Below are 12,838 nucleotides of genomic sequence, written 5' to 3' on the forward strand. Positions count from 1 at the left end.
ACCCGCGCAGACAGGAGCAGGACCATGCAGCACCGCATCATCGTCCTCGGCGCCGGCTACGCCGGAACCGTCGCGGCCGGCCGCCTCGCCAAGCGGCTGCACCGCGACGACGTGACCATCACCCTCGTCAACGCCGAGCCCGACTTCGTCGAACGCGTGCGGATGCACCAGCTCGCGGCCGGCCAGGATCTCAGGCCCCGGCCGTTGCGCGAGATGTTCGCCGGCACCGGCGTGGAACTGCGGATCGCCCGGGTCACCGGCGTCGACGTCGACCGCCGGACCGTCACCGTCGCAGACCCGGACGGCGGCACCGGGGAACTGGCCTACGACACCCTCGTCCACGCCCTCGGCAGCGGCCGGCACGACCAGGGCGTCCCCGGAGCCGCCGAGCACGCCTTCGAGGTCGCGAGCCGGCCCGGCGCCCTCCGGCTGCGCGAGCGGCTGGCCGGCCTGGCCGCCGGGCAGCCCGTGGTCGTCGTCGGCGGCGGCCTCACCGGCCTGGAGGCCGCGACCGAGATCGCCGAGGCCCGCCCGGACCTCGCCGTCGGCCTGGTGACCCGCGGCGCTCTGGGCGACTGGCTGTCCGACAAGGGCCGCCGGCACCTGCGGAAGGTCTTGGCCCGGCTCGGCATCACCGTGCACGAGCACACCGCCGTCACCGCCGTCGAGGCCGACCGCGTCGTCACCACCGACGGCACGGCCGTACCGGCCGCGGCCACCGTGTGGACCACCGGCTTCGCGGCCCACCCGATCGCGCGGGCCACCGCCCTGGAGGTCACCGGCACGGGCCAGGTCGTGGTCGACCGGACCATGCGCTCGGTCTCCCACCCCGACGTGTACGCCGTCGGCGACGCGGCCTGGGCGATGGGCCCCGGCGACAAGCCGCTGCGGATGTCGTGCGCCTCGGGCGGCCCCACCGCGTGGCAAGCGGCCGACGCCATCGCGGCCCGCCTGACCGGCGGGAAGCTCCCGGACCTGACGATCCGCTACTTCAACCAGTGCGTCTCCCTGGGCCGCGGGGACGGCCTGATCCAGTACGTCACCGCCGACGACCGGTCGGTCGGCGCGGCCCTGACCGGCCGGCTCGCCGCCCTCTACAAGGAACTGGTCTGCAAGGGCGCGGCCTGGGGCGTCGCCCACCCGACGCTCGGCCTGCCGGTGCGCCGCCGCCGTGTCGTACGGGACACGAACCGGACGGAGCAGGCCGTCGAGGCGGCGGCCTGACGCGCGGCGCCCTGTCAGGTGCGGACGGGACGCACACATAGCTTGCGGCGGGCGCGGCGCGGGGCGGGCCGGGGCCTGGTAGTCAGGAGCGGTCGGCGCGTGCCGCCGCCGGCGCACCGCCCACCGACCGTCTCCCAGGGAGTCGCCCGTGCCCCGCTCACAGGCCCGTGTCGTCACCGACCGCCCGCACCGCTATGCCAGACAGCTCGCCGCCCACCTCGGCAGGCGGGCCCGTACCGACTGGGACGAGGAGGCCGCCGAGGGCCGCCTGGTCTTCCAGGACGGGACCGGGACCCTCGCCGCCACCGACGGGGCCCTGCTGCTGACCGTGGAGGCGCCGGACGACAGGCTGCCGCGGCTGGAGGACGTCGTCGGCCGTCACCTGGTGCGCTTCGGCGCCAGGGACGAACTGGTGGTGGCCTGGCACCGGGACACGGGCGAACCCGGCACCGTCCAGCGCGGCACCGGTGACCCGGGTACCCCCGGCGCCTGACGGAATCCGCTGGCTACCATGCCGTCATGGAAGCAGAACACGAGCCGCCGCGACTGCCCGGCGCCACCCGGTACGCCGGGACACGGTACGGACGGATCGCCTACACGGACACCGACCCGTCAGGTTCCGCCGCCGCGCCGCCGCTGCTGTTCGTGCACGGCAACTCCTCGTCCCGGAAGGTCTTCCACGCCCAGCTCGCCGACGACTTCGGCGGGCGGCGGCTGCTGGCCCTCGACCTGCCGGGCCACGGGGAGTCGGACGACGCGGCGGACCCCGGGGCGGCGTACACGCAGCGCGGCTACGCCGCCGCGATCGTCGAGTTCCTCGGCACCCTGGACATCGACCGGGCCGTGGTCGTCGGCTGGTCGCTCGGCGGGCACATCGGCCTGGAGCTCGTCCCCCTCTTCCCCGGCCTTGCGGGGCTCGTCGTCACCGGCACCCCGCCCGTCAACCGGGACACCCTCAGGGAGGGCTTCCGGCCGGGCCTGGCATACGCCGGCACCGAGGACCTCACGCCCGCCCAGGCGGCCGAGTTCGCCGGACAGATCACGCTCTCCCCGCCCCCCGCCTGGGTCGTCGACGACGTGGTACGGACGGACGGGCGGTCCCGGCGCCTCATGTTCGAGTCGTTCAGTGCCGGGCGGGACTCGGACCAGAAGGCGCTCGTCGAGAAGTCCCCGGTACCGCTCGCGATCATCGACGGACGCGACGACCCGTTCGTCGACCACGCCTACGTGGCGTCCCTCCCGTACGCCGCGCTGTGGCGCGGAACGCCGACGGTCCTGGAGGGCCGGCGCCACGCGGCGTTCCTGGAGGACCCCGTGCGGTACGACGACCTGCTCCGCGCCTTCCTGCGCGACCACGGACTCTGACCAGCTGTCAACTCCGTTGTCAGACCCCTGTGGAAGAGTGCTCCGCGCCAACTCGTCCAGCGACTGAAGCGGAGCATCTCCATGCGGGACCGGACCGACGCGCGACCGACCGGACGCACCGGGAATTCCCCCGGCGCCCCCGTCCTCGTCTACGACACCGAGGTGCGGGCCGGTGACCGGTGGTGGCACCGGGGCCCCCGGCTGACGGTCCGGCTGGACCGGGGCGAGCCCGGCGGGCTGAGGGAGCTGGCCTGGCGGTCCGCGAGCGGAGCCGAGGCCGTGATCGTGTTCGACGACGCGATGACGGCATTCCGCGGACAGTGCCGCACCGCCGACGGCATGACACGGGAGTACCGCGGAACCGAGCGCGGACGCCGCGCGAGCGAGGGGGAGATACCCGTCGTCCCGTCGCACGTCTTCGTCACCGAGGAGGACCGGATCGATGACGGAATCGATGACGGGATCGATGACGGGGACGGGGACGGGGCCGACGCCCGGCCGTGGGTCGGGCGGCTGCGCCTGGTCCTGGACGACGGCCAGGGCCCCGTGGAACGGGTCATCTGGCGTACGGGGAACGGCACCTTCGGGACCGTGACCCTGCGCCCCGCGCCCGCCCGGAACACCGTACCGGTGGCGGTCAAGGAGGTCGTGGCCAGCGGCGAACACCGGAAGGCCGGCGAAGTCGCCGCGAACCTGCTCGGCCCCGGGCCCGGCAAGTGGCTGACGCCCGAGGACACCGCGACCCTCGACTTCGCCCTGCCCGCCCCGGCCGCCGTCACCGCCTACCGGCTCACCTCGGCCAACGACTACCGGGACCGCGACCCCCGCGACTGGCGGCTGCGGGGATCGGAGGACGGCACCACCTGGTACACCCTCGACTCACGCGTGGACCAGGCGTTCCCCCGGCGCGACCAGAGCCGTGAGTACACCGTGGCCAACTCCACGGCCTACCCGCTGTACCGGCTCGACATCGACCGCAACTGGGGGCGGGCGCCCGAGACACAGCTGAACCGGGTGGAACTCCTCACCGACGCCGACCCCGGCCTGGTCGGCGCCCCCGTCCCCGTCTCCCGGATCGAGGCCAGCGGCGAGCACACGGGCGCCGGTGAGGTCGCGGCCAACCTGCTCCGCGCCGACGCCGGCAAATGGCTCGTCTTCTCCGGGACGGCCCGGCTGGAGTTCGTGCTGCCCGCCCCGGCCACCGTCACGGACTACGCGCTGACCTCGGCCGACGACCACTGCTCGCGGGACCCGAAGGACTGGCGGCTGGAGGGCTCCGACGACGGCCGCACCTGGGTGACCCTGGACCGCCGGACCGGTGAGACGTTCCCCGAACGCTTCCTGGTACGGGAGTTCACCGTGACCGGCGCGGCGCCGTACGCCCGCTACCGGCTGCACATCACCGCCAACGCGGAGGGCGTGGGCGAGATCCAGCTCAACAGGGTGCAGTTGCTGAGGAAGGACAGTCACCCGACTCCCGCCTACGGGCAGTTCTCCGGTGTTCTCCGGCACGGCCACGGTCCCGCCGTCGGCTACCGGGGGAGCGCCGTCCGGCCCCTGGGCTGACCTCTCGCCGGGCAGCGGACGGCGCCGCGCCGACGGGGGACCACCGGCGCGGAGCGCTCGCGGGCCGGCCGCTACGGGGCCGTAGCGGCCGGGGCGTCACCGCCCTCGGCCCCGGCCGGGGCCCGCTCGATCTCGGCCGCGGGGAACGGGTCCGCGCTTGCTCCGGGCGAGCAGGCGGTGCTGGACGTCGTGCATGACGGCGGCGTGCATGACGGCGGCGTGCGGGGCGTGGCGGTCGATGAGCGCGCGCAGGCCGGCGCAGACGCCGTCGGGCCGACGGCTCGAACGCCACCCCTTGAGGAGGGTCCGCGACTTCGACCTGGCGGCGCCCGGGGCCGCCTTCCTCACCCGGCTCCTCGCCTACGACCGCTCCTACGCACCGACCCACATGCTCCGCGCCCACCGACTCCGTCCCGCCCGCGGCACGGTGGCCACCGAGCCAGACGGCCGGCGTTCGCGGCAGGTGCTCCAGGAAGAGGACCACACTGCGGGCGGAGCGCCCCATGGCCTCCAGCCGGCGGCGCACGGCCTGCGTCCCGTCCCAGTGCGCGACGGCCCCTTCCACTCCTCCGAACGCGTCCCCGAAGCCGGCCGGGGGAGTGTCGGGCAGGACCCGCCAGTGGTAGAGCAGGGGGAACCCGTGTACTCGTCGCGCAGCACCCGCCGCGTGGTCATGGGGTGTGCGGCCAGTTCACGCCAGGCGCCTAAACCCGCCGACCCTGTCGCGCACTGGTAGCAGAGGGGCGAGCCCGAAGAGGTTGGCGGTCGACCGGACGTGCCGGGGCCGCAGTTCGAGGTCCGTCAGCCGCGTACGCGTGGACCCGCGCGGCGCGTCCTGACTCGGTCGCGTCCAGCCAAGGCTCCGCCTGTCGTCCGGTCCCGGTTCCCGTCGATCACGTCAGGAGTCTCCTCCGCTGCCCTCCTCCTCGTCAGGAGTCTTGCGCACCGCACGCCGCGTGCTTACTTTCGAGTAACTCCGCACTGCTGTCGTCGTGTTGTTGTCGTGGCCGCATCAAATCCCGGCGGCCTCTCGCCTACCGAAGGGGTACGACCGTGGAAGAGATCCAGCACCGCACCCCGCTCAGCCGTCGCCACGCACTGCAGGTGGCGGGCGGTGTGGTGGCGGCCGGTACGGTCATGGGAGCGTCCCGTGCCGCCGCCGCCCCGCTGTCCGCGTCCGCCGCCGCCGCGGACGCGGACGTCATCGTCGTAGGAGGCGGCCTGGCCGGTCTCGTCGCCACCTCCGAACTGGCCGCGGCGGGCCGCAAGGTGCTCCTGCTCGACCAGGAACCGGAGGCGAGCCTGGGCGGTCAGGCGTACTGGTCGTTCGGCGGTCTGTTCCTGATCGACTCCTTCGAGCAGCGGCTGTGCGGCATCAAGGACTCCCTCGAACTGGCCCGGCAGGACTGGTTCGGCACGGCGGGCTTCGACCGAGGGGTGGACGACAGACTCGGCGAGGACTACTGGGCCCGCAGATGGGCCGACGCGTACCTGGAGTTCGCCGCGGGTGAGAAGCGCTCCTGGCTGGCGGGGATGGGCATGACCTGGGTCCCGGTCGTGGGCTGGGCGGAACGCGGCGGCCAGCTCGCCACCGGGCCCGGCAACTCCGTGCCCCGCTTCCACGTGACCCTCGGCACCGGACCGGCCGTGATGGAACCGTTCGAGAAGCGGGTGCGCGCGGCCGCGCGGAAGGGCCTGGTCACCTTCAAGTTCCGCCACCAGGTGGACGAACTGCTCACCACCGGCGGTGTGGTGAACGGGGTGCGCGGGTCCGTACTGGAGGCCAGCGACGCGCCACGGGGCACCGCCAGTTCGCGCACCGCCGTCGGTTCCTTCGAACTGCGCGCCCCCCTCGTGATCGTCGCCTCCGGTGGCATCGGCGGCAACCTGGACCTGGTCCGGCAGAACTGGCCGAGCCGCCTGGGGCCCGCCCCGCGCACCATGGTCACCGGTGTCCCCGCCCACGTGGACGGCCGGATGCTGGCCATCGCCGAACGGGCCGGGGGCCGGCTGGTGAACCGGGACCGGATGTGGCACTACACCGAGGGCCTGAAGAACCACACGCCCATCTGGCCGGGCCACGGCATCCGCATCCTGCCCGCCCCCTCCTCCCTGTGGTTCGACGCCAAGGGCCGGCGCTTCCCGACGCCCGCCATCCCGGGGTACGACACCCTCGGCACCCTGAAGATGATCAAGGACACGGGGTACGACTACTCGTGGTTCGTGCTCAACCTGCGCATCATCAAGAAGGAGTTCACGCTCTCCGGCTCCGAGCAGAACCCCGAGCTCACCGACAAGAACCTGGTCGCCTACCTCGCCAACCGGCTCCTCGACCAGACCCCGGCACCGGTCCAGAAGTTCCTCGACAAGGGCGAGGACTTCGTCGTCGCGGACACCCTGGAGAAACTGGTCGCGGGGATGAACGAGCTGACCGGTGAGAACCTCGTAGACGCCGCTGAACTCGGTCGGCAGATCACCGCGCGCGACCGCGAGGTGGACAACCGGTTCGGCAAGGACGTCCAGATCATGGGCATCCGCAACTCCATGGCGTACGTGGGCGACGACCTCTCGCGCACGGTCGACCTGCACAAGATCCTCGACCCCGCCGCCGGGCCCCTGATCGCGGTCCGGCTCAACCTGCTCAGCCGCAAGACCCTCGGCGGGCTCCAGACCGACCTCTCCGGCCGCGTTCTCGACGCCGACGGCGCCCCGGTCCCCGGCCTCTACGCCGCCGGTGAGGCCGCCGGTTTCGGCGGGGGCGGCGTGCACGGATACCGGTCGCTGGAGGGCACCTTCCTCGGCGGCTGCCTCTTCTCCGGGCGTCAGGCCGGCCGCGCCGCCGCCGCGGAGACCGCCTGAGGGCAGCCGCTCCCCGGCCGCCGGTCAGTCCTTGCCGAACAGCTCCGGGGGAAAGGCTCCCGCCGCCCGCACCAGCCGGGTGAAGCCGCCGGCCAGTTCGGTCAGCCGCGCGGTGGCAGCCGGGCCCAGGTGGTCGTACGGGGCGGCGTCGAGGCGGTCGGTGAGCGTCTCGGTGTCGCCGCGCAGGGCGGCGCCCGCCTCGGTGAGGTCTCCCGCGTCGTCCAGCAGGCCGCGCTTCCGCAACCGGTCCGCGGCGGCGGCCCACTGCGCCGCGGACCAGCCGCGGGTCTGCTTGAGCACGGCCGACGTCACCGTCTCACCGGTGGCGTTGTGCAGGACCAGCGCCTCGATCCCGGAGAGCCCGGCGACCGCGAGCGCGGCGAGGTGGCCGTCGCCCCGGTGTTCGCGCAGCAGCGTCGCGGCGTGCCACAGCGCCAGATGCGGTTCCGCGGGCACGGGGAGGGCGGCGTTGGCGGAGTACAGCGGCCGTCCCTCGCGGCGGCCCGCGCCGGCGGCGCGCAACGCCAGGCCGGCCGCCTCGGCCATCTCCTCGGAGGCGAGCGCCTTCTCTCCGAGCAGCCTGCGCAGCGTCCTGTCCGCGCCGCGCAGCCGCGCGGCGAGCACCGCTTCCGGCGTGGTGACCGTCCAGGCCGCGGGCATGTACCGGGCCACGTGCGCGTGGTCGAAGTTGTAGAACGTCGCCGTGACCGCGCCCGCCCCGACCGCCCCGAGCGGGGCCGCGCGCCCGGCGAGGTAGGACATGGCCCCGGGCTCCAGCCCGAGCGCGGCGAGTTCGTCCCGGTACTCCGGTGCGAAGTAGACGGTCGAGTGCAGGGGGCTGACGGCGTTGTGGCAGCGACGGCCGGTGGGTGCGTCCATGCCCATCCCTCTTTCCAAGATAATCGATTATTACTTACTTGATCGATCGTATGCACCCATAGGAGGGGAACGCAAGGGCGCGGCCGTGTGCTGCGCGGATGCGGGGGCGCCGCTCATTAGGCTGGTGCGCCCGACAAAGGAGCGCTGCGCATGAGCTACCGCCTGAAGGTGATCACCCGTCAGGAACACCTGGCTTTCGCCGCGGCCCGGCCCTCGGTGAGCCACATGCAGGTCCCCTCGTGGGGGGACGTGAAGCCGGACTGGCGGGCGGAGAGCCTGGGGTGGTTCGACGGGGACGGCCGGCTCGTCGGGGCCGGGCTGGTGCTCCTGCGGTCGCTGCCGAAGGTGCGGCGGTACTTCGCGTACCTGCCCGAGGGGCCGGTCGTCGACTGGACCGCGCCGGATCTGGAGCAGTGGCTCGCACCGATGCTCGCCCACCTGAAGGAGCGCGGTGCCTTCTCCGTACGGATGGGACCGCCCGTCGTCGCCCGCCGCTGGAGCGCCGACGTGGTCAAGGCGGCGATCGCCGACCCGGCGGCCGAGCGGCTCGGGGACGTGGAGGCCACCACCCGGGAACCGGCGGCCGACGAGATCGCCGGCCGGCTGCACCGGGCGGGCTGGCGGCGGACCGAACCGGGCACGGAGGACGGCTTCGCCGCCGGACAGCCGCGGTACGTGTTCCAGGTCCCGTTCACCGGCCGGTCGCTGGACGAGATCGAGCGGGGCCTGAACCAGCAGTGGCGCCGCAACATCAAGAAGGCGGAGAAGGCCGGGGTCAAGGTGGTCGAGGGCGGGTACGACGACCTGCCGGTCTTCCACACCCTCTACACCGAGACGGCCGAACGGGACCGCTTCGTCCCCCGCCCGCTGCCCTACTTCCAGCGGATGTGGACCGCCCTGACGGCAGAAGACCCCCGCCGCATGCGCCTCTACCTCGCCCACCACGACGGCGACACACTCGCCGCCGCCACGATGCTGACCGTCGGCGAGCACGTCTGGTACTCCTACGGCGCCTCCACCGTCCGCAAGCGCGAGGTGCAGCCGAACAACGCCCTCCAGTGGCGCATGATGTCCGACGCCCATGAACAGGGGGCCGCCGTCTACGACTTCCGCGGCATCACCGACACCCTGGAGGAGAGCAACCACCTCGTGGGACTGCTCCGCTTCAAGGCCGGCGCCGGCGGCGAGGCCGTCGAGTATCTCGGCGAGTGGGAGTACCCGCTCAACAAGGCCCTGCACAGGGCCGTCGGGTTCTACCTGTCCCGGCGCTGATACCTCCGCGGACTGCGCGCGTTCGTCGACGACGTCGGTATCCGCACAGGCGACGAGGACCTCATCACCCGTACCGCGAGGGACCGACTCCCTCAGGCGGGCGCGGAACCGTCCTTCAGGTCGGCCGCGGTCCGGGTGAGGTGCTGGACCAGCACCTCGGCCGCCGCGTCGGCGTCCCGGGCGAGTGCCGCCTCCTCCAGCCGGCGGTGCTCCTCGACGCCGTCCCGGCCCGGATTGCGGTGCGCCGACCAGCGGCGGGCCAGCTCGCTCGCGGTCCACATCCGGTCGAAGGTCTCCAGCAGGACGGGGTTGCCGCACCCCTCCAGCAGGGTCCGGTGGAAGACCCGGTGGGCCTCGGCCCAGGTGGCGCTGTAGTACTCGCCCTCCTCCGGCACATACGCCGGGGTGCGGACCAGCCGGTGGTGGGCGGCGCGTACCCGGGCCTCCCAGTCGACGTCGCCGCGCTCGACGGACATCCGCAGCATCACCGGTTCGATGGTCCGGCGGGCCTCGGCGATCTCCTGCCAGCGGCGGTCGGAGAAGGCCGGGACGGCGAAGCCGCGGTTGGGCAGCCGGTCCGCGAAGCCCTCACCGACCAGCCGCACCAGCGCCTCGCGCACCACGGCCAGACTGACCCCCTGCTCCTTGGCGAGGTCCTGCGGTTTGAGGGCCTCGCCCGGCGCGTGGTGACCGCGCATGATCGCGTCCCGCAGATGCGCGTGGACCTGCTCGGAGAGCATCCGCTTCCCTGGAGAGGGGGAGGTGGGGGCCGACTGCGTCATGGGGGCAGCATAGACGACCGACGATAAAATCGATTATTGACCGTTTTGCCTATGTGTCTATGTGTCTATGTGCGGGTGCGTCGATGTGTCGATGTGTCGGCGCGCGTCAGCGGCGCGGCGCGGTCGGGGCCGCCAGACCGTCGCTGAGCAGGCGGCTGTCGACCTCGTCCAGGGCCAGCCGTACCGCCCCCAGGGCCACGCTCTCGTCGCCGAGGGTGGAGGCGCGCAGTTCCGGCATGCGCAGGCAGTGCTTGGTGAGTTCGCGGCGCAGCGGGTCGAGGACCACGTCGGCGGAGCGGGAGAAGCCGCCGCCGTAGACGACGACCTGCGGGTCCAGGGCGAGGACCAGCGCGGCGACCCCCACGGCCAGGTCGCGGGTGTAGCGGCGGACGGCCGCCCGCGCGTCCCGGTCGCCCTCGCGGGCCGCCTGGAACACCCAGGCCGCCGCCTCGCCCGGCGCGGCCGTCGCCGGTACGCCGGGGCAGCTCTGGAGATGCTCGGGAGCCGAGAGCCAGCGCACCGCCTTGAGGGCGCCGATCTCCCCGGCGGCGCCGCCGTGACCGCGACGCAGGGTGCCGTCGAGGATGAGGCCGGCGCCGGTGCGCAGGCCGGCCAGGAGGTAGACGATGTCGTCGGCGTCCTGGGCGACGCCGTTCCAGCGCTCGGCCACGGCGGCGAGCTTGCAGTCGTTCTCCACCTGGACCGGGCAGGAGAAGCGGTCCGCGAGGTGAGCGGCCGGATCGGTGGTGTGCCAGCCGGGCAGCGGAGTGAACAGGGTGGTGCGGCCGGAGGCGTCGACCGGGCCGGTCACCCCGACCGTCACCGCCCAGATGTCGGCCGGGGTCATGTCCGCACCCCGCAGCGCCTCGTCGATGACACCGTCGACCGCCGCCAGGCGTGCCTCGGGCGGCGCCTCGGGATCGGCCGGGCGGCGCACCGTCCGCACGAGCCGGCCCTCCAGGTCGCTCAGCATGACGAGGATCTTGTGCACGCCGATGTCGATGCCCAGCACATGGCCGGCGGTGGCCCGGAACCGGTAGCGGCGCGCCGGTCGCCCCACCACACTGCTGGCCCCCGGCTCCTCGACCTCCGCCCAGCCGTCGGCGACCAGACCCCGCACCAGCACGTCGACCGCGGGCCGGGACAGCCCGGCCCGGCCCGCCAGCTCGGTGACCGTCGACGGCGGGTTGCCGCGCAGCGCGCTCACGATGGACAGCTGGTTCATCTCGCGCATCCGGGACATGTCTGTTCCGGTCGTCGCCATGCTGGTGCTCCCTGGAGGCGTCGCGGTTCGGTGGCCACCGCCGGATAATGCTGAGCAGTTTACTAATTGCCGGCGGTGGCCGTGCCGCCCGTCGAAGGCGTCACGCGATCGGATACCGCTGTTCCGACTCGGGGGTCACCGCCGGGCCGAAGTCCACCTCCCGTCCGTCCAGCGCGAACCGGTACCGGCCGAGCCTGCGTACGTCCGGCCGGGCGGTCAAGTACGCCGTCAACGCCTCCAGTTCGTCGGGACGCAGCCACCCCGGCGGGTCGGACACCGCCCGGAAGCCGCAGATGTCGGCCAGATCGCGCAGCAGGCCCTGCTGCGGCTCGGTGAGGAGGTTGAGGCGGCTGCGGAAGTACACGACGTCCGGGTCGACCTCCAGGAGCGGCGCCTGCCACAGCCGGTGCACGGTGTTGACGACGGCGTTGCGGGCCAGCGCGTCCGAGGGGTCCTGGGTGGCGTAGTGCTCCCACAGCGGCGCGACGTCGGGGCCGCTGCGGATGCCGTCGACCAGTCCGAGGGAGGGCAGCAGCGGGGCGCCGCTGCCGAGCAGGTAGGCGTCCGGTCCCGCGGCCTCCCGGATGACGCTCAGACCGGCCCGGTAGGCCTCCTCACGGCCGGTGTCCACGGACCGGACGCCGGTCACCGCGCCGGCCCCGATGAAGTCGAGCTTGAGGTAGGTGTACCCCCACTCCCGGCTGACCCGGTGGATCATCTCCCGCAGGTGCTCCCGCGCCGCGGGCAGGGTGAGGTCCAGTGCCCAGTAGCCGGTGCCCCAGTTGTGCCCGGCCACCACCGGCTCGCCGGCGGCGTCCCGGAGCAGCAGCTCCGGCCGTTCCCGGGCGGTGCGGGAGTCGGGCAGGACGATGAACGGGGCGATCCACAGCCCGGGCCGCAGCCCGGCGTCCGTGATCCGGTCGGCCAGCGCGCGCATACCGGAGGGGAACTTGTCGTTGGCCTCCCAGTCGCCCACCGCCCGCTCCCAGCCGTCGTCGATCTGCACGACGTCGAAGGGCAGGCCGCGCAGGGCGGTGATGTCCTTGGTGAGCTGTTCCTCCGTGATGTTCTCGTAGTACGCGTACCAGCTGCACCACACGTTCCCCGCCCGCTTGCGGCTGAGCCCCAGCCGCTCACCGAGGTGCCGGGTGTAGGCGGCGAACACCTCCTCCTCGTCGCCGTAGGCGAGGAACCAGGGAGCCCCGTCGCGTTCGTACCACCCGGCGAGGGTGTCCCGGTCCGCGGTGAGGCGCGGGATGTCGAGGCCGAGCGCGCCGAGCAGGAGCACCCGTCCGTCGGGGCCCTCCAGCGCGGCGACGGCGGAGGAGTGGTGGCGGGCGGGGGCGTCCCACACGGTGTCGTCGGCGGTGAGGCGGCGTTCGGCGCTCTCGATGCGCAGCGGGGCGTCGGAGAGCCGGCGCCAGCCGCACGGGCTCCACGAGTTGTGTCCGTGCCGGTAGAAGAGCGCGTCACCGAGCCCGTGCAGCACGGCCGTCCGGCCGGGTGGCAGCAGCAGACCACCGTCGACGGCCCGGGGCGGGGCGTCGCCTTCGAGCTCGACGGCGAACGCGCGCCCGCCGAGTTCTACGAGCTGGGCCATGGATCTCCTTGCGTATGAGGGTTTCCG

11 protein-coding genes are annotated in these 12,838 nt (G+C 73.4%); 6 read left to right on the top strand and 5 right to left on the bottom strand.

The window, feature by feature from the left end; translation table 11 throughout:
• The first annotated feature begins 24 nt into the window (after positions 1–24).
• The 4 genes from J7I94_RS08825 to J7I94_RS08840 all read left to right on the top strand — a co-directional run bounded on the left by J7I94_RS08825 (position 25) and on the right by J7I94_RS08840 (position 4,155).
• Positions 25–1,224, top strand: coding sequence for an NAD(P)/FAD-dependent oxidoreductase (locus tag J7I94_RS08825; protein WP_215166393.1), 1,200 nt, complete (start codon positions 25–27; stop codon positions 1,222–1,224).
• Between the two features lie 148 nt (positions 1,225–1,372).
• Positions 1,373–1,717, top strand: coding sequence for a DUF2218 domain-containing protein (locus tag J7I94_RS08830; RefSeq protein ID WP_215166394.1), 345 nt, complete (start codon positions 1,373–1,375; stop codon positions 1,715–1,717).
• A gap of 26 nt (positions 1,718–1,743) precedes the next feature.
• Complete coding sequence (locus J7I94_RS08835) at positions 1,744–2,589, top strand: alpha/beta fold hydrolase (protein ID WP_215166395.1); 846 nt, start codon at positions 1,744–1,746, stop codon at positions 2,587–2,589.
• Positions 2,590–2,670: 81 nt separating this feature from the next.
• Positions 2,671–4,155 carry a coagulation factor 5/8 type domain-containing protein gene (locus J7I94_RS08840; protein WP_215166396.1) on the top strand — a complete coding sequence of 495 codons (1,485 nt, stop codon included), beginning with the start codon at positions 2,671–2,673 and terminating at the stop codon, positions 4,153–4,155.
• A gap of 96 nt (positions 4,156–4,251) precedes the next feature.
• Here the strand turns inward: J7I94_RS08840 and J7I94_RS08845 are convergent, their stop codons facing one another.
• Positions 4,252–4,503, bottom strand: coding sequence for a hypothetical protein (locus tag J7I94_RS08845; RefSeq protein ID WP_215166397.1), 252 nt, complete (start codon positions 4,501–4,503; stop codon positions 4,252–4,254).
• 714 nt (positions 4,504–5,217) lie between these two features.
• Here J7I94_RS08845 and J7I94_RS08850 point away from each other — a divergent pair.
• Positions 5,218–7,014 carry an FAD-binding dehydrogenase gene (locus J7I94_RS08850; RefSeq protein WP_374198370.1) on the top strand — a complete coding sequence of 599 codons (1,797 nt, stop codon included), beginning with the start codon at positions 5,218–5,220 and terminating at the stop codon, positions 7,012–7,014.
• Positions 7,015–7,038: 24 nt separating this feature from the next.
• On the opposite strand, the gene J7I94_RS08855 is transcribed toward J7I94_RS08850, so the two are convergent.
• Positions 7,039–7,893 carry a hypothetical protein gene (locus J7I94_RS08855; protein ID WP_374198366.1) on the bottom strand — a complete coding sequence of 285 codons (855 nt, stop codon included), beginning with the start codon at positions 7,891–7,893 and terminating at the stop codon, positions 7,039–7,041.
• A 150-nt stretch (positions 7,894–8,043) separates the two neighbouring features.
• Here J7I94_RS08855 and J7I94_RS08860 point away from each other — a divergent pair, with 150 nt between their 5' ends.
• Positions 8,044–9,165 carry a peptidoglycan bridge formation glycyltransferase FemA/FemB family protein gene (locus J7I94_RS08860; protein ID WP_215166399.1) on the top strand — a complete coding sequence of 374 codons (1,122 nt, stop codon included), beginning with the start codon at positions 8,044–8,046 and terminating at the stop codon, positions 9,163–9,165.
• 92 nt (positions 9,166–9,257) lie between these two features.
• Here the strand turns inward: J7I94_RS08860 and J7I94_RS08865 are convergent, their stop codons facing one another.
• From J7I94_RS08865 to J7I94_RS08875, 3 genes are all read right to left on the bottom strand, one after another.
• A complete protein-coding gene (locus J7I94_RS08865; RefSeq protein ID WP_215166400.1) occupies positions 9,258–9,947 on the bottom strand; it encodes a GntR family transcriptional regulator in 690 nt (229 codons plus the stop codon).
• 106 nt (positions 9,948–10,053) lie between these two features.
• Positions 10,054–11,211, bottom strand: coding sequence for an ROK family transcriptional regulator (locus J7I94_RS08870; RefSeq protein ID WP_215166401.1), 1,158 nt, complete (start codon positions 11,209–11,211; stop codon positions 10,054–10,056).
• Between the two features lie 100 nt (positions 11,212–11,311).
• Positions 11,312–12,811 carry a glycoside hydrolase family 36 protein gene (locus tag J7I94_RS08875; RefSeq protein WP_215166402.1) on the bottom strand — a complete coding sequence of 500 codons (1,500 nt, stop codon included), beginning with the start codon at positions 12,809–12,811 and terminating at the stop codon, positions 11,312–11,314.
• Between the last annotated feature and the right edge of the window lie 27 nt (positions 12,812–12,838).

This window comes from Streptomyces sp. ISL-12 (assembly GCF_018614415.1).
Classification (GTDB): Bacteria; Actinomycetota; Actinomycetes; order Streptomycetales; family Streptomycetaceae; genus Streptomyces.